The following is a 23,098-nucleotide window of genomic DNA, read 5'->3' as shown; positions in this document are numbered from 1 at the left end:
TACCCGACCCCCTGTAGGAGCGAGCTTGCTCGCGATGGATATCAAGGATGACGCGGGGCACCTGATGCACTGCGGTGCTATTGAGTCCATCGCGAGCAAGCTCGCTCCTACAGAAATAAATCAGGTTTTCTTGACCCTGAACCACGCCGCATACAGCGCCGGCAAGAACAGCAGGGTCAGCGCCGTCGCCACAATCAGCCCACCCATGATCGCCACCGCCATCGGCCCGAAGAACACGCTGCGTGACAGCGGGATCATCGCCAGCACCGCCGCCAGCGCGGTCAGCACGATCGGCCGGAAGCGCCTTACCGTCGCTTCGATGATTGCCTGCCACGGCTTGAGCCCGGCGGCGATGTCCTGCTCGATCTGATCCACCAGGATCACCGAGTTGCGCATGATCATCCCCGACAGCGCGATGGTCCCGAGCATGGCCACGAAGCCGAACGGCTGGCGGAACACCATCAGGAACAGGGTCACGCCGATCAGCCCCAGCGGCGCGGTGAGGAACACCATCGCCGTGCGCGAGAAGCTGCGCAGTTGCAGCATCAGCAGGGTCAGCACCACCACGATGAACAGCGGCACGCCGGCCTTCACCGAGTTCTGCCCGCGGGCCGAGTCTTCCACGGTGCCGCCGACGTCCAGCAGGTAACCGTCCGGCAGTTCGGCGCGGATCGGCTCGAGGGTCGGCAGGATCTGCTGCACCAGGGTCGCCGGTTGTTCCTTGCCATAGATGTCGGCACGCACGGTGACGTTCGGCAGGCGGTTGCGGTGCCAGATGATGCCTTCCTCGAAGCCGTACTCCAGGGTCGCGACCTGCGACAGCGCCACGCTCTTGCCGTTGTCGGTGGGCACCGCCAGGCTCGACAGCAGCGACAGCTCGGTACGTTCATGCAAGGTCCCGCGCAGCAGGATCTCGATCAACTCGTTGTCTTCGCGGTACTGGCTGACGCTGGAGCCGGTGAGCGAGCTTTGCAGGAATTTCGCCAGGTTGGCCGTACTCACGCCCAGGGCCCGCGCACGGTCCTGATCGATATTGAGGTAGACCACCTTACTCGGCTCTTCCCAGTCCAGGTGCACGTTGGTCACATGGGGGTTCTCGCGCACCTTGGCCGCCACCTTGCGCGCCAGGGCCCGCACTTCCTCGATGTGCTCGCCGGTGACGCGGAACTGCACCGGGTAGCCCACGGGCGGGCCGTTCTCCAGGCGGGTGACCCGCGAACGCAGGGTCGGGAACTGTTCGTCGAGGGTTTCGATCAGCCAGCTGCGCAGGCTTTCCCGCTCCTCGATGGTCTTGGCCAGCACCACGAACTGGGCAAAACTCGCCGCCGGCAGTTGCTGGTCCAGGGGCAGGTAGAAACGCGGCGAACCGGTGCCGACGTAAGCCACGTAGTTATCGATGCCGGCGTGCTCCTTGAGCATCGCCTCCAGGCGCTTGACCTGATCGGCGGTGTTGCTCAGGGACGCGCCCTCGGCCAGCTTCAGGTCGACCATCAGCTCCAGCCGCCCGGAAGCCGGGAAGAACTGCTGCGGCACGAAGCGGAACAGCATCACCGAGGCAATGAACAGCAGCACGGTCAGGGCGATCACGGTCTTGCGCCGGCGCACGCACCATTCCACCATCCGCCGCACCCGCTGATAGAACGGCGTGCCGTACGGATCGGGCTGGCCGTCACCGTTGCCGTGCTTGGCCGCATGCAGCTTGGCCAGGTCCGGCAGCAACTTCTCGCCCAGATAGGGCACGAACACCACCGCGGCGATCCACGAAGCCAGCAGGGCGATGGTCACCACCTGGAAGATCGAACGGGTGTATTCGCCGGTGCCGGACTGCGCCGTGGCGATCGGCAGGAAACCCGCGGCGGTGATCAGGGTACCGGTGAGCATCGGGAACGCGGTGCTGGTCCAGGCGTAGCTGGCGGCCTTGAGCCGGTCGTAGCCCTGCTCCATCTTGATCGCCATCATCTCCACCGCGATGATCGCGTCGTCCACCAGCAAGCCCAGGGCCAGCACCAGTGCGCCGAGGGAGATCTTGTGCAGGCCGATCCCCAGGTAATACATGGTGGCGAAGGTCATCGCCAGCACCAGCGGAATCGCCAGGGCCACCACCATGCCGGTGCGCACACCGAGGGAAAAGAAACTCACCAGCAGCACGATCGCCAGGGCTTCCACCAGCACCTGGACGAACTCGCCGACGCCGGTCTTCACCGCGGCCGGCTGGTCGGAGACCTTGCGCAGCTCCATGCCGGCGGGAAGGGTTTTCTGGATCCGGGCGAACTCCAGCTCCAGCGCCTTGCCCAGCACCAGGATGTCGCCGCCGTCCTTCATCGCCACGGCCAGGCCGATCGCATCCTGGCCCATGAAGCGCATGCGCGGTGCCGGTGGATCGTTGAAGCCGCGGCGCACGTCCGCCACATCGCCGATCCGGAAGGTGCGGTCGGCCACCCGGATCGGGAAATTGCTGATCTGCTCGACGCTCTGGAAATTACCGGACACCCGCAGTTGCAGGCGCTCGCTGCTGGTCTCGAAGAAACCGGCGGTGGACACCGCGTTCTGCTCCTCCAGGGCCTGCTGCACCGCTGCCAGCGGTAGACCGAGGGTCGCCAGCTTGACGTTCGACAGTTCGATCCAGACTTTCTCGTCCTGCAGGCCCAGCAGCTCGACCTTGCCCACGTCCTTGACCCGCTGCAGCTGGATCTGGATGCGGTCGGCGTAATCCTTGAGCACCGCGTAGTCGAAACCGTCGCCGGTCAGCGCGTAGATATTGCCGAAGGTGGTGCCGAACTCGTCGTTGAAGAACGGGCCCTGGATACCCGGCGGCAAGGTATGGCGGATATCGCTGATTTTCTTGCGCACCTGATACCAGAGCTCGGGGATCTGGTTCGAGTGCATCGAGTCGCGCGCCATGAAGGTCACCTGGGACTCGCCCGGGCGGGAAAACGAGACGATGCGCTCGTACTCGCCGGTTTCCATCAGCTTCTTTTCGATACGTTCAGTGACCTGCCGGGAAACCTCCTGGGCCGTGGCGCCCGGCCAGTTGGTGCGGATCACCATGGCCTTGAAGGTGAAGGGCGGGTCTTCGCTCTGGCCCAGCTTGGTGTAGGACAACGCCCCGACAATGGCCAGCAACAGCATCAGGAACAGCACGATCTGGCGGTTGCGCAACGCCCATTCGGAAAGATTGAAACCCATCGGGGATTACTCCTTGGCCGCCAGATTGACCACGCGGTTGGAGCGATCCACCGGGCGTACCTGCTGCCCCTCATGGAGCACATGCACGCCAGCCGCCACTACCCAGTCACTGACCCCAAGGCCCTCGAGCACCGGTACGCTCTTCTCGCCGAAGGCACCGAGACGCACCGGAGTCTTTTTCAGGGTGTTGTTGGCGTCGACCCGCCAGACATAGGCGGCGCCGTTTTCCGCGGTCACCGCCGACAGCGGCACCGACAACGGCACACTGGCCGCGGCCTGGATGAACACCCGGGCGCTCTGCCCCAGTTCGGCCGGAACCTTGCCGGCGGTAAAGGCGATGCGGGCGGCGAAGGTGCGGGAGCGTGGGTCTGCGGCCGGCGACAGCTCGCGGATCTGCCCGGCGAAACGTTGCTCGGGCTGGCTCCACAGTTCCACCGACACCGGCTGGCCGATGTGAAAGCGGCCAAAACCCTGCTCCGGCAGGCTGATCAGCACTTCCCGCTCGCCGTCGGTGGCCAGGGTAAAGACGGTCTGGCCGGCGGCAACCACCTGGCCGACCTCCACCGTACGCCGGGCCACGACGCCATCCTGGGGCGCGCGCAGCACGGCGTAGCCGGCCTGGTTGCTGGCCACGTCGAACTCGGCCTTGATCTGCTTGAGCCGGGCCAGGCCCGAGCGATACAGGTTCTCGGCATTGTCGTACTGGGAACGGCTGACCAGTTGCCGATCCATCAGGGTCTTGTAACGGTCGCGCTCGGAACGCACCAGGTTCAGGTTGGCTTCGGCTGCTGCCACCTGGGCCCGGGTGGCTTCCAGTTGCAGCCGCACGTCCTGCGGATCGAGCTCGGCCAATGGCTGGTCGGCTTTCACCCGCTGCCCCTCATCGACCAGTCGTCGGCTGACCTTGCCCCCAATCCGGAACGCCAGGTCCGGTTCGTAACGCGCGCGGACCTCGCCAGGGTAGCTGTCCATGGCCTGTGCCGCGGGCTCTGGCTGCACCACCATGGCTGGGCGAATGGTGGTTTGCGCCGTTTCTTCATGTCCGCACGCGGACAGCAGAACGGCCAGGCTGACAGGCAACGCGAGGGGTAAGGCATAGCGGAACATGGTGAGGGACCTTTCGCTAAGGGTGCTTCGAATAATTATACTGGCGGGTATGTTATTAATAGCAAACTCACCAGTCCAGTATTAAAGCGAAGAATGTCCGACAATATTTCCACCTCAAACGGCCCCGGCCGCCCCAAGGATCTGGCAAAACGCCAGGCCATCCTCGAAGCCGCGAAAACGCTGTTCCTGAGCAATGGCTACGCCAGCACCAGCATGGACGCGGTGGCTGCCGAAGCCGGTGTTTCCAAGCTGACGGTGTACAGCCATTTCAACGACAAGGAGACACTGTTCTCCTCCGCGGTAATGGCCAAGTGCGAGGAGCAGCTGCCGACGCTGATCTTCGAGCTGCCTGCCGGCATGCCGATCGAAAGCGTGTTGCTGAACATCGCCCGGGGCTTTCACCTGCTGATCAACAGCGAAGAATCCTTGAACCTGCATCGCCTGATGCTGGCCCTGGGCAGCCAGGACCCGAAGCTCTCGCAGATCTTCTTCGAGGCCGGCCCCCTGCGCATGCTGCAAGGCATGGAGCGGCTGTTGGCCCGGATCGACCAGAGCGGTGCCCTGAGCATCGACAAACCGCGTAATGCCGCCGAGCATTTCTTCTGCCTGCTCAAGGGCACGGCGAACTTTCGCCTGCTCTACGGCTGCGGCGAGCCGCTGAGCGATGAAGACGCCGAGGAGCATGTGCGGGAAGTGGTGGGATTGTTCATGCGCGCGTATCGGCCGGAGCCGGCCTGACAGCCATCGCGAGCAAGCTCGCTCCTACAGGGATGGTACAAGCCTCTGTAGGAGCGAGCTTGCTCGCGATTGAAGGCCCAGAGGACCTTCCCGTTATCAGGCCTTGAGCGCCTTCTTCGGATAGATATCGTAGCGGCTGGATTTGCCGTCCAGCGCATGGCTCGGCTTGGGGCCGGCGATGCACGGCGCCTTGCGCGGGCGCTTGACCACCACCCGGTGGCTGGCCAGGGCCAGGGCGGCCTCCAGCAGCGCCGGGGCATCCGGATCGTCTCCGACCAGTGGGCGGAACAGGCGCATTTCCTTTTTCACCAGCGCGGTCTTTTCCCGATGCGGGAACATCGGGTCCAGGTAGATCACCTGGGGCGGCTCGCCCTCCCAGTTGCGCATCACCTCGATCGAGTTGCCTTTGAGCAAGTGTATGCGCGCCACGATCGGCGCCACCTCGAAATCTTCTCCCGCCCGGGCCAGGCCGTCTTCCAATAAGGCGCCGATCAATGGCTGGCGCTCGATCAGGCTCATCTCGCAGCCCAGGCTGGCCAGGACGAACGCATCCTTGCCCAGCCCCGCCGTGGCATCCAGGATCCGCGGACGCACGCCCTGGGCGATCCCCACCGCCTTGGCGATCATCTGCCCGCTACCGCCACCGTATAGCCGCCGATGCGCCGCGCCGCCTTCGACAAAGTCCACGCGCACCGGCCCTGGCGCGTCGGCGCCGAGCTGCTGCAGTTGCAAGCCCTGCTCGCCGACCTGCAGGGCGAACTCCGCCTCGTCGATCTGCAATGGCAGCCCCAGTCGCTCGGCCCAGTGCGCCGCCTGCGGCTGGAATGCATCGGCCAAGGCCTCGACTTTGATGCGGCAGGCCGCTGGTTGCTCACTCATCTGAAAACACGCTCAAAAAATTAATGATCGGCAAAAACTGCCGATAAAAGAACTATCCGGCATTTTGCCAGAGCTGAGCGTCGACCCGAGAGAAATGTCAGACATTCGAAGCCTATCCATTGGCGTCATATCGCCCCACGGCGATTACGGCCTCAAAAATTCCCAGGCACTGAGCGGCGTCAGCCATCTGTGGCAGGATTTTTTTGCCCAGGCGCTGGCCGAGCAACGCGGCGATGGCACGAAGGTCACTGACGACAATTCTCTGGTGGCAGTGGACGGCCCGACCGAACCCCATGGCGGCAGCGACCTGCTGACGCAAATCGTTACCCAGCGCCATTGCGACGTCCAGGACACCGAGATCCGCCCGCCGGAGCCGCTGTTCCTGCCGATCGCCGAGTTCGAAATGGACCTGCTGGACAAACCCTTTCCGCCCTTCCCGCCTGAAGAAGTCGTCGCCCAGCAACGCCAGCAAGACTTCGAAAGCGGCTGGGTACGCCCCATTGTCCTCAATGCCGGCCAGCCCCTGCCCGAGCCGAGCCCGGCGCCGCAACCACGGCCGTTGCACCTGCCGATCGCCGAATTCGAAATGGACCTGCTGGACAAACCCTTTCCGCCCTTCCCGCCGGAAGAGCTTATCGAGCAGCAGAAACAGTTCGATTTCGATACCGGCTGGGCGCGTCCGCTGATCCTGCAGAACCTGCGGATCGCCGCCTAAACCTCAAGCCGGTTTCATCGACAGATCCACCAGGGCCCCACATCCAGATGGAAGTGGTTGCGATGGGCGGCGTTGTAATCCGGACTCAGCACCACTTGGAACGCATCGCAGGCCCCGTCGCGGGCCAGGCGCAGAAAACGCGCGTCCGCCCCCTCCCCCGGCCAGTCCTTGAGCACGCTGATATGGCGACCGTCGGCCAGGCGAAAACCCGAGATATCCAGGGCATCCGCCGTCGCATGCTGGCTGCGGAAACCGTTTTCGCGGCTGTACATGTTGCGGCAGGCAAAGCTGCCCAGATGCTCGATGCGGCTTATTCTCTGCCCGTAAACGGCCTGGGCCGCGGGTTGCAAAGCATGGTACTGGTACAGGGCAAAGGCCACGGCCAGCGGGCAACTGGCGAGGAAGCTGCTGCTCAGGGCGATATCCCCGCCCTGCACGCGCAGGACATTGCGCAGTGGGCAGTCGGCGTCCGGGCGGCTGTCCTGCTGCCGGGCCACCCGCAAGCCGGAGTCGCGCAATACCTGATCGCACAACTGCGGGTCAGCGCGCAGGCGCATCAGTTTGAAGCGGGTCAACAGATTGGGCGGCTCCCTGACCTGCAAGGGCGCCCAGGGATTCCAGGCCGCGGGCAGTGGCAGCCAGCCACGCCAGACACTCACCAGCCCGGCCGCGACCAGCAACAAAAACAGCAACAACAGCCTGCCCGCTCGCACACTGGCTCCCAGCCGCTCAGCCCTTGAACAAGCCGTTGATCTGCGCGAACGGCAAGGCCTGGTCGGCAAAGTGGAAGCTGCCGTGGTCGAGAATTTCCTGCGCCGCCTGATAGAAGGCGCCATAGGCGGCCCGCGCCAGGGCCGAACCGACGCTGATCCGCTTCACCCCCAGCTCGCTCAGTTGCGCCACGGTCAATTTCAGGCCGCCCGACATCAGCACGTTGACCGGCTTCGGCGCCACCGCCCGGACCACCGCGATGATTTCCTCGGCCGAGCGCAGCCCGGGCGCATACAACACATCGGCGCCGGCCTCGGCATAGGCTTGCAGGCGGCGAATGGTGTCCGGCAGATCCTGGCGGCCATGCAGCAGGTTCTCCGCCCGCGCCGTGAGCACAAAGGGAAAAGGCAATTGCCGCACCGCGGCGACCGACGCCTCGATACGTTCGACCGCCAGCTTGAAGTCGTAGATCGGAGCATCGGCCCGGCCCGTGGCGTCTTCGATGGAGCCGCCCACCGCCCCGCAGGCGGCCGCTTGGCGCAGGGTCCGGGCACAGCCTTCGGGACTGTCGGAAAAACCGTTTTCCAGGTCCACCGCCACCGGCAGATCGCTGGCCCCGACTATGGCGCGAACGTTGCCCAGGGTGTCCTCCAGGGACAAGGCGCCTTCAGCGTCGGGGCGGCCCAGGGAGAACGCGAAACCGGCGCTGGTGGTCGCCAGGGCCTCGAAGCCGAGGCTGGCCAGCATCTTGGCGGAGCCTGCATCCCAGGGGTTGGGAATCACGAAGGCCCGATCACGCTCATGCAGGGCCTTGAAGGTTTGGGCTCGAAGGGTTTGCGCATCCATTGGCGGCCTCCTGGGCAGGGAAATGATCCCGCCTCAGAGCAAGCCGAGTTGCTCCGCGGCGGGCTCTCTGTATAGCTCAGGCAAGGCCGGCAATCCAGGCAGGCGCTGCATCAGGCGCGCGTGGAAACGCCGCGCCAGCTCGGCGGCCAGGCGGTTATCGGCGGTGTGCAGGAAGATGTAGGGGGTTCGCCCTTCCTCGATCCAGCCGGCGACCTTGTCGATCCAGGGCACCAGGAACGGGTCGTTGGCCTCGAGCTGCGGATGGCCGATAAAGCGCACCTGGGGAAACTGGGTGAAGGCGGCCGGGCGCGGCGGCACCTTGGGTTTCTTCGATTGCGCATGGAGCACCGACGGCTCGCTGGAAGTGCAACTGAACAAGGCACGCGGGTCGAGGCAGATGCGCTCCACGCCACGATCCAGCAGCAGGCGATTGAGCATGCGCTCGGCATCGCCCTTGGCGAAGAAGTCCCGATGCCGGACTTCCACCGCCAACGGCCGCTCCAGGCCGTCGATAAAGCCCGCCAGCTCGGCCAGGCGTTGTGGCGTGAAGCTCGCGGGCAGTTGCAGCCACAGCGGCGAAACACGCTCGCCCAGCGGGCTGAGCAACTGCAGGAAGCTCTCGGCCGCGCCCAGTTGCTCGCGCAGGTCGCCGCCATGGCTGATATCGCCGGGAAACTTGGCGGTGAAACGGAAATGTTCCGGCATGGTCTGCGCCCAGCGCTGCACCGTGGCCTCGGCGGGGCGCGCGTAGAAGGTGGTGTTGCCTTCCACGGCATTGAAGACCTGGCAATACAGGCCGAGAAAATCCGTCGGCCGCGCGCTTTCCGGGTACAGGTACTCACGCCAAGCGTTTTCGCTCCAGGAAGGACAACCGAGGTAATAAGGCAGCAACATCAGATGTGCAGGTCGAGACCCACCACTTCCATATCCCAATCGACGAAACCGGCGGTGGTCAGGTAGCTGGCCAGGGCGTTGGCGACGCTTTTTTTCATGGCGCGCTGGAAGATCATGTCCTGTGGACGGGCGGGAAGATTGCTGGTGCGCCCGGCAGAAGCCTGGGAGCGCGCCTGGGCAGAAGTCTCGGGTTGGACTTCGACGGCATCTGCGTCCTCGAGAGAGTCGTCCAGCAGCACGCTGCCTTTGCGAGGCTTGCGCTTGATGGGGTAGGACTGAGAGGAAATGCCGTCTATGCGCATAAATACATGCCCGATATCAATGATGGCAATTTAGCGGCACCTAGCCGACTACGCAAATGCCCGAGTGATAACTAGAACACAGAAAATGCAAAAGGTTTAAAAGCCGCCGGAAACTGCCGCGAAAACCTGACGATTGGCACGCTCATCGCCCGGACTCATGCTGGCAGACGGCCCTGGAGCGCGGTCAACGCGCCTTGGGCGTCGCCACCTTGTCCCGCAGGTACACCGGTTGCGCCTCGTCCGCCGGGATCGCCTCGCCGCGTTCCCAGGCAAAGCGCGCCAGGGTCAGCAAATCTTCGGCATGGGGCAGCATACCCGCATCCTGGCCGCTGAGTTCGACGCCGATACGCTCGGCATAGCCCCAGCCGGTGCCCGCACCGAACCAGGCGCCGCTGGCGTCCGCCGGCAATGCGGCGGCTTCCGGCGGCAACACCGCTTCGGCCCCGGCCAGGCGCATCTCGCCAGCCACTTCGCGGTAGCAGCCCCAGTAGACCTCATCCATCCGCGCATCGATGGCAGCGGCCACCTGGGTCGCACCGTGTTCGCGCAAGGCCCGCTGCGCCAGCACCGCCAGGTTCGACACCGGCAGCACCGGGCGCTCGAGGGCGAAGGCCAGGCCCTGCACCACGCCAATGGCGATCCGCACCCCGGTAAAGGCCCCCGGCCCACGACCGAAGGCAATGGCATCGACGGCCTGCAGGCTGATGCCGGCATCGGCCAGCAGCGTCTGGATCATCGGCAGCAGCTTCTGCGCATGCAGGCGCGGGATCACCTCGTAATGGCTCGTCACCTTGCCGTCGTGCAGCAAGGCAACCGAGCAGGCTTCAGTCGCGGTGTCCAGGGCCAGCAAGGTGCTCATCGATGTTTCCATAAGGCAGAGGGAGTTGAAAAAAGTGACGCATTATAAACAGCAACGGCCCGCAAGCGGGCCGTTGAAGATGAAGCCGGTACGACTGGTCAGCTCAGCGCTTCGAGCACCTTGCTGGTGATCGACTCGACCGAACCGACGCCCGCGATGTGGCTGTACTTCGGCTTGCCCTGATTGGCGGCCAGGCCTTGGTAGAACTCCACCAGCGGCTTGGTCTGGGAGTGGTAGACCGACAGACGATGACGCACGGTTTCTTCGGTGTCGTCTTTACGCTGGACCAGGTCTTCACCGGTGATGTCGTCTTTACCGGCGATTTTCGGCGGATTGTAGACGGTGTGGTAAACACGGCCCGAGGCTTCGTGTACACGGCGACCGGCGATACGCTGGACGATCTCTTCGTCGTCGACAGCGATTTCGACCACGTTGTCCAGTTCGACGCCGGCCTTGACCAGCGCTTCGGCCTGAGGAATGGTGCGCGGGAAGCCGTCGAACAGGAAACCCTTGGCGCAATCGGCCTGGCTGATGCGTTCCTTGACCAGATTGATGATCAGGTCATCGGAGACCAGGCCACCGGCGTCCATCACGCTCTTGGCTTTCAGGCCCAGCTCGGTGCCGGCCTTGACCGCTGCGCGCAGCATGTCGCCGGTGGAGATTTGCGGAATGCCGAATTTTTCGGTGATGAACTTTGCCTGAGTACCTTTACCGGCCCCGGGAGCTCCCAGCAGAATTACGCGCATCGATGTGCTCCTCAATTTTTTATTTAGAAACGCTCGGATTCGCCTCGTGGGGCCAATCTCGGAAATGGGATAGTGGCCGCCCAAACGGCCAAAGGCTGATCAAGATACACAGCCGACACAGCGCACACAAGCAGCCGAAAGTCGGAGCAACCCGCCGACTTTATGCCCTGGCGACAGGGTGTTGCTGGTCGCAACCCCATAACAAAGTGTCGCCTGGCGACGGTCGCCAGCCCTTTCGGGCCAGCGCTCGAAGTACCGCGCCAAGCCACTGAAAACCCCGGCAATTACCTTAGCCGGTATTACGCAAACCGGCGGCAATCCCCGCCACAGACACCAGCAGCGCCTGTTCCACCGGGCTGTCCTGCGCGCCGTCCTGGCGCCGCGAACGGGCCAGCAGTTCGGCCTGCAATAGATGCAGCGGGTCCAGGTAGGTATTGCGCAGGCGAATGAACTCCAGGGTGTCAGGGCTATGTGCCAGTAACTGCGACTGACCGGTCAGCCCCAAGACCACCGAACACGCCTGCGACAATAAGTCGCGTAAATGCGCACCCAATGGCAGCAGCGCCGGTTCGACCAATCGCTCGTCGTAGGAACGGGCGATATCCGCGTCGGCCTTGGCCAGCACCATCTCCAGCATGTCGATGCGCGTGCGGAAAAACGGCCACTGTTCGCGCATCTGCCCCAGCAACTCGCCTTCCCCGCGTTCCAGGGCCTTGCTCAAGGCGGTTTCCCAGCCCAGCCAGGCCGGCAGCATCAGGCGCGTCTGGGTCCAGCCGAAAATCCACGGGATGGCCCGCAGACTTTCGATGCCGCCGGCGCGGCGCTTGGCCGGCCGGCTACCCAGCGGCAGGCGCCCCAGTTCCTGCTCCGGTGTGGACTGGCGGAAATACTCGACGAACTGCGGGTTCTCCCGCACCACCGCGCGATAGGCCTTCACCCCGTCGTCGGCCAACTCGTCCATCAGGTCGCGCCAGGCCGGCTGCGGCAGCGGCGGTGGCAACAAGGTCGCTTCCAGCACCGCCGCCAGGTAGAGATTGAGGTTCTGCTCGGCGATGTCCGGCAGGCCGAATTTGAAACGAATCATTTCCCCTTGCTCGGTGGTGCGGAAGCGCCCCGCCACCGATCCCGGCGGCTGCGACAGGATCGCCGCGTGGGCCGGGCCGCCGCCACGCCCCACGGTGCCACCGCGACCGTGGAACAGCAGCAGCTCGACCTGCTGCTCGCGGCAGATATCCACCAGTTTTTCCTGAGCCCGGTACTGCGCCCAGGCGGCAGCGGTGGTGCCGGCATCCTTGGCCGAGTCGGAATAACCGATCATCACTTCCTGCGGCCCCTGCAGGCGCGAGCGATAACCCGGCAGAAGCAGCAGTTGCTCGATCACCGGGCCGGCGTTATCCAGGTCAGCCAGGGTTTCGAACAGCGGCACCACGCGCATCGGCCGCAGCACGCCCGCTTCCTTGAGCAGCAGTTGCACGGCGAGCACATCGGAAGCCGCGCCGGCCATGGAGATGACATAGGAACCCAGCGAAGCCGCCGGGGCCGCGGCGACTTCCCGGCAGGTCGCCAGCACTTCGGCGGTATCGGCCGATGGCTTGAAGTAACCGGGCAGCAGCGGACGGCGGCTGCCCAGTTCGCGCATCAGGAAATCGATGCGCTCTTTCTCGCTCCAGTCGCCGTAGCGGCCCAGCCCCAGGTAATCGGTGATTTCGGTCATGGCCGCGGTGTGCCGCGAGGAGTCCTGACGCACGTCCAGGCGCACCAGGAACAGGCCGAAGGTCACCGCGCGGCGCAGGCAGTCGAGCAACGGTCCATCAGCGATCACGCCCATGCCGCATTCGTGCAGGGACGCGTAGCAGAGCTCCAGCGGGTCCAGCAGCTCGCGGTTGTTCTGCAAGACCTGGGCTGTCGCCGGCACGCTACCGCTCAACGAGGCCTGGGCCCAGTTGCGGGTGGCCCGCAGGCGCTCGCGCAGTTGCTTGAGCACCGCGCGATAGGGTTCGGCGCTGTCGCCGGCCAGGGTCCGCAGCGCCGCGTTGGCCTGCTGCATGGACAGGTCGGCAGCCAGTTGATCGACATCGCGCAGGTACAGGTCGGCGGCCATCCAGCGCGCCAGCAACAGCACCTCGCGGGTCACCGCCGCGGTGACATTGGGGTTGCCGTCACGGTCGCCGCCCATCCACGAAGCGAAGCGGATCGGCGCCGCCTCCAGCGGCAAGTGCATGCCGGTGGCCGCATGCAGGGCCTGGTCGGCCTTGCGCAAATAATTGGGGATGGCCTGCCACAGCGAATGTTCGATCACCGCGAAGCCCCACTTGGCTTCGTCCACCGGGGTCGGCCGGGTACGGCGGATTTCTTCGGTGTGCCAGGCCTCGGCGATCAGCCTCTGCAGGCGGGTCTGGATCTGCGCGCGTTCGGCCGAGGTCAGGTCGCGATGGTCCTGGGCGGCCAGTTGCGCGGCGATGGCATCGTATTTCTGGATCAGCGTGCGGCGCGCGACTTCGGTGGGGTGGGCGGTCAGCACCAGTTCGATTTCCAGACGCCCCAATTGCCGGGCCAGCGCCTCGGCGCCATGGCCTTCGGCCCGCAGGCGCGCCAGCAGTTCCGGCAGCACCCGCGACTCGAACGGCGCCGGCTGCGACTCCTCGCGACGGTGAATCAACTGGTACTGCTCGGCGATGTTGGCCAGGTTAAGAAACTGGTTGAACGCCCGCGCCACCGGCAGCAATTCGTCCTCGCTGAGCTGGTTGAGGCTGGCGCTGAGTTCGGCATCCAGCGAACCGCGCCGGTCGGCCTTGGCGCCCTTGCGAATCTGTTCGATCTTGTCGAGGAAACCCTCGCCATACTGTTCACGAATGGTGTTGCCCAACAGCTCACCCAGCAGGTGAACATCTTCGCGCAAGCGCGCATCAATATCGGTCATCTACCTGTTCTCCAGCGGACTCGGGGCTCCTGCTAAGCCCCAAGAGTGCCGCCAGCACATGGCTATTAGCAAGGGCGGTCTTGGCGCGAACGGCTCCGGGCAAGGCCGGCGCACGACGAAGCGCCTTTAAACCTTGCGCGATGGAGCTAGTCTCAAGAGTAAGCCGCACAACGGCTTAGCGCCGGCACAGGCCGGTCACTCACCAGGCCCTGCCACAAGCAGGTGTTCATTGAGGTTGCCATGAAAATCCGTGAGCTCGCGCAACACTGGGAAGAAAACGCCAAGGGTCGCCTGACCAAGACCGGCTACACGATCTACCTGGATGTCGAAGCCGCCGCACGCCTGGCGGCGATTTCCGAGATGTACCCCAAGCGCCGGACCGAGGAACTGCTCGGCGAACTGATCGGGGCTGCCCTGGAGGAACTCGAAACCAGCTTCCCTTATGTCCAGGGCCAGCATGTGGTCGCCACCGACGAGGAAGGCGATCCGCTCTACGAAGACATCGGCCCTACCCCGCGTTTTCTCGCCCTGTCGCGGCGTTATCTGCACGATATGTCGGCCCAGGCAGACGAGCAGAAACACTGATCCATCCCCGCATTTTTTCCCCGATAAAAGCGTTATTCCTGACCCCGGATCGGGTCAGGAGTACCCCTGCGCACGGCAAAAGTTCCTTATTTAGAGCCTTGTCCGCGCAGTCAGAAAATTTCCGGGCGATTGGCCATCTTCTCTGAACTATTCAAAAAAGCCTCGGGTCACAGCCAATAACCATCACTGGAACGGCCGTTTCATTTTCAACGCCCTCAGCATGTCGTCACTCAGCGTTACGGCGTCGGAACCGGGATGGATTTTGATGTTTTTCAGGAGTTATCCAATGGAGTTGAAGACCATGAAGATCAGCACTGCCAAATCCTCGTCCACCCCTCTGCGCGGGCTGAAACTGGCCGCGCTGGCTCTCGGTAGCAGCCTGGTCCTGGCCGGTTGCGCCGGTAATCCGCCAAGCGAGCAATACGCGGTGACGCAATCTGCGGTCAACAGCGCAGTCAGCGCAGGCGGTACCGAATTTGCCGCCGTGGAAATGAAATCGGCTCAGGACAAGCTCAAGCAAGCCGAGCTCGCCATGCACGACAAGAACTACGACGAAGCCCGGCGCCTGGCCGAGCAGGCCGAATGGGACGCCCGCGTCGCCGAGCGCAAGGCTCAGGCAGCCAAGGCCGAACAGGCATTGAAGGACTCTCAGAAAGGTGTTCAGGAACTACGTCAGGAAGGCATGCGCAGCGTGCAATGAGCCGCGGGCGCCGATTCCCACGTATTCGCAATCGATAAAAGGACGAAACCATTATGCGTAAACAACTGATGATCCCTGCCCTGTTGGCCCTGAGCGTGGCGCTGGCGGCATGCTCTACCCCACCTAACGCCAACCTGGAAAACGCCCGGACCAACTACTCCGCCCTGCAGGCCAATCCGCAGGCCACCAAGGTGGCGGCCCTGGAAACCAAGGACGCCAGCGAATGGCTGGACAAGGCCGACAAGGCCTACCTGAACAAGGAGGACGAAAAGAAGGTCGACCAACTGGCCTACCTGACCAACCAGCGGATTGAAGTGGCCAAGCAGACCATCGCCCTGCGCACCGCGGAAACCCAGCTCAAGGACGCCGGCGACCAGCGCGCCAAGGCGCTTCTCGATGCCCGCGACGCGCAGATCAAGCAACTGCAATCGAGCCTCAACGCCAAGCAGACCGACCGCGGTACCCTGGTGACCTTCGGTGACGTGCTGTTCGCCACCAACAAGGCCGACCTGAAGTCCAGCGGCCTGGTCAACATCAACAAGCTGGCGCAGTTCCTGCGCGACAACCCTGACCGCAAAGTGATTGTCGAAGGCTACACCGATAGCACCGGCAGCGCGGCTTACAACCAGTCGCTGTCCGAGCGTCGCGCCACTTCGGTACAGGTCGCCCTGATCAAGATGGGTGTCGATCCGGCACGCATCGTCGCCCAGGGTTATGGCAAGCAATACCCGGTTGCCGACAACGGCAGCGTTTCCGGGCGCGCCATGAACCGTCGCGTGGAAGTCACCATTTCCAACGACAACCAGCCGGTCGCGCCACGTTCGGCCGTCAGCGTCAACTAAGCCCGGGCCGCGCACTCAACCGCGCAGCCAATAAAAAGCCCCGCCTTGATCGGCGGGGCTTTTTTATTGCGGCAAACGGATCGCGGCTTGCGCTGGCAAGCCGTTCGGTCACTGCTCCAGCTTCGGGGTTTCCTGGCCCATGCAGCGCACGGCGCGCTTCTTGTTGTTGACCAGCACGCCGGTCAGGCCTTTCTGCTCGGTGTCGAACAGCACCAACACGCCATCGATGCACTGCGCCACCTCGGCCGCCGGCTCCAGGGACACCTTGTAGTCCTCGCCGGGCACGGTCTTGAGCATGGTGAAATCGTTGAGCAGCAACGCATCCTCCGGCTTGGCGAAATGCAGGTAGCCGTAGTACCACAGGCACGCCACGGTGCCGAGTATGCTGCAGATACCGGTGATGATCAGGGGGATGGCGTTACGTTCTTCGCTCATTGCGGACTCTCTGGAGGTTCTACGACTGGATTCAAAGGTGCAGGGTAATTCGGGATTTCGCCCAGGCGGCGCAGGCCGTTGAAGTGCTGCGGGTCCTCAAGGTAACGCAACATCACCTGGCGCCAGACCGGGTCGGCGAAGGTCTGCACATGCCCGCCACGGGTCAGCTGCAGCACCCTGGGCGGGGGCGCAGCTTGATACAGACGGATGCCGTTGGAAAGCGGTACGAGGGAATCGTCGATGCTGTGGTAGATCAGCTTGGGCACGCCATCCAGGCGCGCCATGGCCTTGATCGCACTGTCGCCATCCGGCACCAGCCAGGACAGCGGCACCTGGAACGGCCAGGTCATCCAGGACGTGCTCAGGGCAAAACGACCCACCTCGCGGTAACTGGCCGGCACCCCGTCGAAGACAATGGCCTTGAGCTGGCGCTGGCGTTCCGGGTGCTGTTCCACCAGATAGTGGATGGCCAGGGCGCCGCCCAGGCTCTGGCCCAGGACAACCAGCGGCTTGCCCTGGACCTCGGGCGCCCGGTCCAGCCACTGGAAGGCCGCGTCGACGTCCTGGTAGATCGCCGGCAGGCTCGGTTTGCCTTGCGACACCCCGTAGCCACGGTAGTCCACCAGCAGTACCTGGTAACCCTGCTCCGGCAACCACCAACTGCCGCCGAGGTGCCCGGACAGGTTGCCGCCATTGCCGTGCAGGTGCAGCACCGTGCCCTTGACCGGCACCCCGGCCTTGGCCGGCAGCCACCAGCCGTGCAGGCGCGTGCCGTCGGCGGCGGTCAGGGTGACGTCGCGGTAGTCGAGCCGGGCCTTGTCCGGGGTGAACGGCAAACCGCGCTCGGGATAGAACAGCAGCGAGCTGCAACCGCTCAAGGCCAGTAGCAGGCAGACAATGCTGAGGACTCGCATCCGTTTGAAGCCTCACGACAGGGGGTGGAAAGGGATACTTCTGGAGGAGCGAGGCTTGCCCGCGATAACCGATGGCGCGGTGACTCAGAAAAACCGCGGCGCCTTTATCGCGGGCAATCGAACGTCGACCGGCCGCTCCTACATGGGTATGCGTCAAAGGATGTTGGAGTAGTCCGCCTCGATCCGGTCCAGGCTCAGGTGGTTGAGGAAGTTGGAGAAACACATCCAGGCCGACAGCGCGTTCATGTCGCGGAACTGGTCCGGCAGGTACTTGGGCGGCACCACCAGGCCTTCGTCGACCAACTGGCGCAGGGTACGCATGTCCTCCAGGGTGGTCTTGCCGCAGAACATCAGCGGGATCTGCTCGAGCTTGCCCTTGCGCACGGCCAACTGAATGTAGTTGTAAACCATGATGAAGCCCTTGAGATAGGACAAGTCTTTGGTGAATGGCAGGCCCGTCGGCACCGAACCACGGAACACCCGGCTGGCGTTGCCATAACTTTCGGCCATTTCGAAACCCTGCTCGCGGAAGAACGCGAACACCTGCATGAAGTCCGCGCCCTCCTCCACCATGTGAATGGCGCGGGTGCGGTTGGTCAGCTTGCGCAGACGGCTCGGGTAGGAGGCAAAGGTGATGATTTCCATCAGGATCGCCAGGCCTTCCTGGGTCACGGTCGACGAGGGCGGGCCCTTGGACAGGAAGGTGCAGATCGGCTGGTTCAGGCCATTGAGGGTGGTGCCCACGTGCACCAGGCCTTCGTGGACTTCCAGGGCCCGTACATCGCGCTCGTTGAACATGGCGTCGGCGCGGATCTTGATGTAGTCGGCGCCGGCCGCCGCGTCGGCGACGATGCCGTCGGACTCGAAGACCCGGATGGTTTCCTCTGCCTCGCCGAACACCTTGTTCAGCCGGCTTTGCAGCAGGCTCACGGCTTCCTTGGCGCTCAGGGTCTTGGGTTCGTCCTTGAGGTCGCCACGGCCGTCGATGTTGTTCAGGTAATCCGAGAGCATCAGGCCCAGGTCGGCCAGGGTCGGGTCGCCGGCATGAAAAGCGTCGGAGGCCGCGCCGTAGAGCTCCTGGGATATCAGCCCAAAATCCTCGGTGCCACGGGCCTCGAGCATCCGCACCACCATGCGGTACTCCTTGCACATGCGCCGCATGATCTGCCCCACCGGGTTGAACTGGCCCAGTTGCCGGGTGATGTCACGCTCGATGTTCTGGAACTCCAGCTTCACCGCGCTGGAGTCGAAAGACAGCGGCCGGCCTTCGTAATAGGCGCGGTCCACCGCCGGCATTTCCTTACCGTTGGCCTTGAGGAAACCTTTGCGGATGTTGTCGTCCCACTTCACCGCATCCAGTACGCGGATCGGCGTCTGTGCCAGCACAATGCGATCGGACAAGGTGCGTATCGTCTGCTGGTAATCGTCCACCCCAAAACTCCCGTTAAAACGTCTGTACTGCGTTTACTTGCCCGCCCGCTGGAAGCGCGCCGCCTCGACGAACACGTCGGAGTTGGCGGGGTCGTCCAGATAGGCGAAAACCTGTGGTAGCGCGCTGTCGATCAGCACGCCCTCGCCGTCCTTGGTGTCGAACGGTTCGCCTCGCAGGGCATTCTGCCCGCGGGCCTGATTGATCTGCTCGAGATCGAGCTGGTAGAGCACCAGTTCGTGGTCGTCGGTCAACTCGAAACCGGCGATGGTGAAGTGCCCACCCAGCGCCTGGGGCACCGCCGCCGAGAGATACCAGCGGCTGCCATGGCGGGAAACGGTAAATTCGTAGGTGTCGTGCTGTTGCGGCCTGGCCTTGACGGAAGTGACGGCCTTGTAGCGGTTGTTGCCGATGCGGCTCAACTGCAGGGTGAGCGGTTCGCCCCAGGCATTCTTGCTGGTCCATTTGCCCAGCAACGCCGCAGGCGCTGCCTGGTCGGCCGGCAAGGGTTCCTTGAAGGACACCAGGCAGCCGCTGAGCAGCAGGAACGACAAGGCGATCACAACACGCCAGGCTTTCATTCAACACTCCCTATCAGCAGTCGACTCAAACACGCGTGGCAGCTGATGAAGCCCGCGTTCGCTCCAGCGCCCATGGAATCCGCAGGAAGGCCCTTCGGACCTTATCGCAGCCTGCGGCAGCAGCTACAGGGAACGCATCACACCGAGGCCAGAACCAGGTGCATGTACCGGGTAAGAATGCCCAGCATGTCTTCGTCGGCCAATGGCTCTGCCCCGTTGAGCAGGCCCTGATATTCCATCCGTCCGATTATAGACGTCAACACTTTGGCATCCTGTTGCGGCTCGCGGGAACCCAATACCTGGAAAAACTGGCAGGTGCCGTGCAGCAGGATCTGCTGGTGGGAGCGCACCAGCACCGCCAGGCGCGGGTTGAGCAGCGCCTCCTGGCGAAACGCCTGCTCGGCCATCAGATGCTCGCGGCGGTTATGCAGTTGCCGCTGCACGTAGTCGGCGGTCAGGCGGGCAATGTCATCGGCCAGTTGCGCGCGGGACTCCGGGCTGCCGTCGCCATAGGCGACCATCTCCCGCAGCAAGCCTTCGTTGTTGGCCCAGAGCTTGGCCATGAAGGCGGCGCTGCGCTCGACGTATTGGGCGAAGGTATCGGTGAGCAGGTCATCGATATCCTTGAAGTAATAGGTGGTGGCCGACAGCGGCACACCGGCTTCGGCGGCGACCGCGCGATGACGCACGGCGCGCACGCCATCGCGCACGACGATGCGCATGGCCGCGTCGAGAATATCCTGGCGACGTTGCTCACTGCCCTGTCGGCTGGCCTTGCGGCCCTGGTACTGAACACTTTCAGCGACCGCAGTGGCGATGCCAGCTGCACCTTCTTGAGCAATTGCACGGTTCACGACAGGTATTCCTCTCACATAAAAAATGAAAAAAGCAGTACGTCAGTGCCACACAGACAATAAAAAGCCGCCTGTTAGCGGCGGCTTTTTATTCAACATATTTACGCTTGCGGCCGCATGTGCGGGAACAGGATCACGTCGCGGATCGACGGGGAGTTGGTCAGCAGCATCACCAGGCGGTCGATGCCGATACCTTCACCGGCGGTCGGCGGCATGCCGTACTCCAGGGCACGAACGAAGTCGGCATCGTAGTGCATGGCTTCGTCGTCACCGGCGTCCTTGTCGGCCACCTGGGCCATGAAACGCTCGGCCTGGTCTTCCGCGTCGTTCAACTCGGAGTAGGCGTTGGCGATTTCGCGACCACCGATGAACAGCTCGAAACGATCGGTCACGTTCGGGTTCTCGTCGTTGCGACGGGCCAGCGGCGAGACTTCGAACGGGTACTGGGTAATGAAGTGCGGCTGTTCCAGCTTGTGCTCGACCAGCTCTTCGAAAATCATCACCTGCAGCTTGCCCAGGCCTTCGAAGCCGAGCACCTTGGCACCGGCCTTCTTGGCGATGGCACGGGCCTTGTCGATGTCGTTCAGGTCCTCAAAGGTCAGCTCAGGGTTGTACTTGAGGATCGAGTCGAACACCGACAGACGGACGAACGGCTCGCCGAAGTGGAACACCTTGTCGCCGTACGGCACGTCGGTGCTGCCCAGGACCAGCTGCGCCAGCTCGCGGAACAGTTCTTCGGTCAGGTCCATGTTGTCTTCGTAGTCGGCGTAGGCCTGGTAGAACTCCAACATGGTGAATTCAGGGTTGTGCCGAGTCGAAACGCCTTCGTTACGGAAGTTGCGGTTGATCTCGAAGACTTTCTCGAAGCCACCGACCACCAGACGCTTCAGATACAGCTCCGGCGCGATACGCAGGAACATTTCCATGTCCAGGGCGTTGTGGTGGGTCTCGAACGGCTTGGCCGCCGCGCCGCCAGGAATGGTCTGCAGCATCGGCGTTTCCACTTCCAGGAAGTCACGCTTCATCAGGAAGCTGCGGATGTGGGCGATGACCTGGGAACGCACGCGGAAGGTTTCGCGCACGTCTTCGTTGACGATCAGGTCGACGTAGCGCTGGCGATAACGCTGCTCGGTGTCGGTCAGGCCGTGATGCTTGTCCGGCAGCGGGCGCAGCGACTTGGTCAGCAGGCGCACGTTGGTCATCTCGACGTACAGATCGCCCTTGCCGGAACGGGCCAGGGTGCCTTCGGCGGCGATGATGTCGCCCAGGTCCCAGGTCTTGACCGCATTAAGGGTGTCTTCCGGCAAGGTCTTGCGGTTGACGTAGACCTGGATACGCCCGGTCATGTCCTGGATCACCATGAACGAGCCACGGTTGAGCATGATGCGACCGGCAACCTTGACCGGAATCGCCGCCTCGGCCAGCTCTTCCTTGGTCTTGTCCGCGTACTGTTTCTGCAGGTCGTTGCAGTAGTTGTCGCGGCGGAAGTCGTTGGGGAAGGCCTGACCCTTGGCGCGCTCGGCAGCAAGCTTTTCCTTGCGCAGGGCGATCAGGGTGTTTTCTTCCTGTTGCAGGGCCTGGTCGAGTTGTAGGTCGCTCATGTCTTTAAAATTTCCATCACAGGTTCGTTGCCCCTTGCCTGTGGCAAGGGATCGCGGGCCGGCCGCGCTCCTACAGAAGCGCGCCGTGCCCGCGGCATGGGTGTCGCGGCTTACAGCCCCGACTTCAGGCTGGCCACCAGGTATTCGTCGATGTCGCCGTCGAGCACCTTGTCGCAGTCACTGCGTTCGATGTTGGTACGCAGATCCTTGATCCGCGAAGCATCGAGCACGTAGGAACGGATCTGGTGGCCCCAGCCGATGTCGGACTTGCTGTCTTCCAGCGCCTGGGAAGCGGCGTTGCGCTTCTGGATCTCCTGCTCGTACAACCGGGCCCGCAGCATCTTCATGGCGGTGTCCTTGTTGGCGTGCTGGGACCGTTCGTTCTGGCAGCTGACCACGGTGTTGGTCGGTACGTGGGTGATACGTACGGCCGAGTCGGTGGTGTTTACGTGCTGACCACCGGCACCGGAGGAACGGTAGGTGTCGATCCGCAGGTCCGCCGGGTTGATCTCGATTTCCACCTTGTCGTCGATCTCGGGCGACACGAACACGGCCGAGAACGAGGTGTGGCGGCGGGCGCCGGAGTCGAACGGGCTCTTGCGCACCAGGCGGTGCACGCCGATCTCGGTGCGCAGCCAGCCAAAGGCGTACTCGCCCTTGATGTGCACGGTGGCGCCCTTGATGCCGGCGACTTCGCCTTCGGACAGTTCCATGATGGTGGCGTCGAAGCCACGCTTGGAGGCCCAGCGCAGGTACATGCGCAGCAGGATGTTGGCCCAGTCCTGGGCTTCGGTGCCGCCGGAGCCGGCCTGGATGTCCAGGTAGGCGTTGTTCATGTCCATCTCGCCGCTGAACATGCGACGGAATTCCAGCTTGGCCAGGGCTTCGTCGAGACGGGTCAGTTCGGCGACCACGTCGCCCACTGTGCCTTCATCGTTCTCTTCGACGGCCATGTCCAGCAGATCGCGGCAATCGGCCAGGCCACCGGACAACTCGTCCAGGGTCTCGACGATCTGCGCCAGCGCAGCGCGTTCGCGGCCCAGTTCCTGGGCATATTCAGGCTTGTTCCAGACGTTCGGATCTTCAAGCTCGCGATTGACTTCGGTCAGACGCTCATGCTTTTGATCGTAGTCAAAGATACCCCCGAATAGTTTCGGAGCGCTCGGACAGGTCCTTGATAGTGTTAAGGATCGGGTTGATTTCCATGGCAGGCAGCACTCGTTGGCGAACTTTTGAAAGCCGGCGAGTATAACG

General features: G+C 63.5%; 22 protein-coding genes. 5 read left to right on the top strand and 17 right to left on the bottom strand.

What is annotated here, in order from left to right:
* Window positions 1–120: 120 nt before the first annotated feature.
* Window positions 121–3,186 (bottom strand): efflux RND transporter permease subunit, encoded by a 3,066-nt coding sequence (locus DK261_RS01025; protein ID WP_041985754.1) that lies wholly within the window; start codon window positions 3,184–3,186, stop codon window positions 121–123.
* A 6-nt stretch (window positions 3,187–3,192) separates the two neighbouring features.
* Window positions 3,193–4,293, bottom strand: coding sequence for an efflux RND transporter periplasmic adaptor subunit (locus DK261_RS01020; protein WP_110175165.1), 1,101 nt, complete (start codon window positions 4,291–4,293; stop codon window positions 3,193–3,195).
* Window positions 4,294–4,386: 93 nt separating this feature from the next.
* On the opposite strand from DK261_RS01020, the gene DK261_RS01015 reads away from it, so the two are divergent.
* On the top strand, window positions 4,387–5,031 hold the full coding sequence (locus tag DK261_RS01015; RefSeq protein WP_101281879.1) for a TetR/AcrR family transcriptional regulator: 645 nt from the start codon (window positions 4,387–4,389) through the stop codon (window positions 5,029–5,031).
* A gap of 96 nt (window positions 5,032–5,127) precedes the next feature.
* Here the strand turns inward: DK261_RS01015 and DK261_RS01010 are convergent, their stop codons facing one another.
* Window positions 5,128–5,910: a class I SAM-dependent methyltransferase gene (locus DK261_RS01010; protein ID WP_110175164.1), complete on the bottom strand. Its 783-nt coding sequence runs from the start codon at window positions 5,908–5,910 to the stop codon at window positions 5,128–5,130.
* 94 nt (window positions 5,911–6,004) lie between these two features.
* On the opposite strand from DK261_RS01010, the gene DK261_RS01005 reads away from it, so the two are divergent.
* A complete protein-coding gene (locus tag DK261_RS01005) occupies window positions 6,005–6,625 on the top strand; it encodes a hypothetical protein (protein WP_028681751.1) in 621 nt (206 codons plus the stop codon).
* Between the two features lie 14 nt (window positions 6,626–6,639).
* Here the strand turns inward: DK261_RS01005 and DK261_RS01000 are convergent, their stop codons facing one another.
* The 7 genes from DK261_RS01000 to ppc form a co-directional block, all read right to left on the bottom strand.
* Window positions 6,640–7,320, bottom strand: a complete 681-nt coding sequence (locus DK261_RS01000) for an extensin family protein (protein WP_371923051.1) — start codon at window positions 7,318–7,320, stop codon at window positions 6,640–6,642.
* A 34-nt stretch (window positions 7,321–7,354) separates the two neighbouring features.
* Window positions 7,355–8,182, bottom strand: coding sequence for an oxaloacetate decarboxylase (locus DK261_RS00995; RefSeq protein WP_038630696.1), 828 nt, complete (start codon window positions 8,180–8,182; stop codon window positions 7,355–7,357).
* A 33-nt stretch (window positions 8,183–8,215) separates the two neighbouring features.
* The gene (locus DK261_RS00990; RefSeq protein ID WP_038630694.1) at window positions 8,216–9,076 is read right to left on the bottom strand and encodes a DUF72 domain-containing protein; all 861 of its coding nucleotides are present in this window, start codon (window positions 9,074–9,076) and stop codon (window positions 8,216–8,218) included.
* Window positions 9,076–9,378, bottom strand: coding sequence for a hypothetical protein (locus tag DK261_RS33450; RefSeq protein ID WP_038630692.1), 303 nt, complete (start codon window positions 9,376–9,378; stop codon window positions 9,076–9,078). The genes DK261_RS00990 and DK261_RS33450 overlap by 1 nt, the downstream gene beginning before the upstream one ends.
* A gap of 184 nt (window positions 9,379–9,562) precedes the next feature.
* Complete coding sequence (gene tsaB / locus DK261_RS00980) at window positions 9,563–10,237, bottom strand: tRNA (adenosine(37)-N6)-threonylcarbamoyltransferase complex dimerization subunit type 1 TsaB (RefSeq protein ID WP_016705289.1); 675 nt, start codon at window positions 10,235–10,237, stop codon at window positions 9,563–9,565.
* A gap of 98 nt (window positions 10,238–10,335) precedes the next feature.
* A complete protein-coding gene (adk, locus tag DK261_RS00975; protein WP_009047185.1) occupies window positions 10,336–10,983 on the bottom strand; it encodes an adenylate kinase in 648 nt (215 codons plus the stop codon).
* Between the two features lie 289 nt (window positions 10,984–11,272).
* Entirely contained in the window at window positions 11,273–13,903 is a 2,631-nt protein-coding gene (gene ppc / locus DK261_RS00970) for a phosphoenolpyruvate carboxylase (RefSeq protein WP_028681746.1), read from the bottom strand.
* Between the two features lie 240 nt (window positions 13,904–14,143).
* Between ppc and DK261_RS00965 the strand changes: the two genes are divergently transcribed.
* From DK261_RS00965 to DK261_RS00955, 3 genes are all read left to right on the top strand, one after another.
* Window positions 14,144–14,488 carry a hypothetical protein gene (locus tag DK261_RS00965; protein ID WP_009047183.1) on the top strand — a complete coding sequence of 115 codons (345 nt, stop codon included), beginning with the start codon at window positions 14,144–14,146 and terminating at the stop codon, window positions 14,486–14,488.
* A 286-nt stretch (window positions 14,489–14,774) separates the two neighbouring features.
* Entirely contained in the window at window positions 14,775–15,188 is a 414-nt protein-coding gene (locus tag DK261_RS00960; RefSeq protein WP_009047182.1) for a DUF4398 domain-containing protein, read from the top strand.
* A gap of 53 nt (window positions 15,189–15,241) precedes the next feature.
* Window positions 15,242–16,030 (top strand): OmpA family protein, encoded by a 789-nt coding sequence (locus tag DK261_RS00955; RefSeq protein ID WP_009047181.1) that lies wholly within the window; start codon window positions 15,242–15,244, stop codon window positions 16,028–16,030.
* A gap of 108 nt (window positions 16,031–16,138) precedes the next feature.
* On the opposite strand, the gene DK261_RS00950 is transcribed toward DK261_RS00955, so the two are convergent.
* The 7 genes from DK261_RS00950 to prfB form a co-directional block, all read right to left on the bottom strand.
* A complete protein-coding gene (locus DK261_RS00950) occupies window positions 16,139–16,465 on the bottom strand; it encodes a hypothetical protein (protein ID WP_023969761.1) in 327 nt (108 codons plus the stop codon).
* The gene (locus DK261_RS00945; RefSeq protein WP_110175162.1) at window positions 16,462–17,379 is read right to left on the bottom strand and encodes an alpha/beta hydrolase; all 918 of its coding nucleotides are present in this window, start codon (window positions 17,377–17,379) and stop codon (window positions 16,462–16,464) included. Before DK261_RS00945 ends, DK261_RS00950 begins: the two co-directional genes overlap by 4 nt.
* Window positions 17,380–17,532: 153 nt before the next feature.
* Window positions 17,533–18,810, bottom strand: coding sequence for a flavohemoglobin expression-modulating QEGLA motif protein (locus DK261_RS00940; RefSeq protein WP_009047178.1), 1,278 nt, complete (start codon window positions 18,808–18,810; stop codon window positions 17,533–17,535).
* A 33-nt stretch (window positions 18,811–18,843) separates the two neighbouring features.
* Window positions 18,844–19,389 carry a hypothetical protein gene (locus DK261_RS00935; RefSeq protein ID WP_009047177.1) on the bottom strand — a complete coding sequence of 182 codons (546 nt, stop codon included), beginning with the start codon at window positions 19,387–19,389 and terminating at the stop codon, window positions 18,844–18,846.
* Between the two features lie 137 nt (window positions 19,390–19,526).
* Complete coding sequence (locus DK261_RS00930; RefSeq protein WP_009047176.1) at window positions 19,527–20,243, bottom strand: TetR/AcrR family transcriptional regulator; 717 nt, start codon at window positions 20,241–20,243, stop codon at window positions 19,527–19,529.
* A gap of 101 nt (window positions 20,244–20,344) precedes the next feature.
* Window positions 20,345–21,844 carry a lysine--tRNA ligase gene (gene lysS, locus DK261_RS00925; protein ID WP_103330496.1) on the bottom strand — a complete coding sequence of 500 codons (1,500 nt, stop codon included), beginning with the start codon at window positions 21,842–21,844 and terminating at the stop codon, window positions 20,345–20,347.
* A gap of 110 nt (window positions 21,845–21,954) precedes the next feature.
* Window positions 21,955–23,050 (bottom strand): peptide chain release factor 2 gene (gene prfB, locus DK261_RS00920; protein WP_097305473.1). Its coding sequence is split into 2 segments (ribosomal slippage): window positions 21,955–22,977 and window positions 22,979–23,050, totalling 1,095 coding nucleotides; the frame shifts between segments, so codons are not numbered across the junction.
* Between the last annotated feature and the right edge of the window lie 48 nt (window positions 23,051–23,098).

This window comes from Pseudomonas sp. RW409 (assembly GCF_003184125.1).
Taxonomy (GTDB): Bacteria; Pseudomonadota; Gammaproteobacteria; order Pseudomonadales; family Pseudomonadaceae; genus Aquipseudomonas; species Aquipseudomonas chlororaphis_I.
Note: the sequence above shows the minus strand (reverse complement) of the source record. Positions and strands in the feature narration are given on the sequence as shown.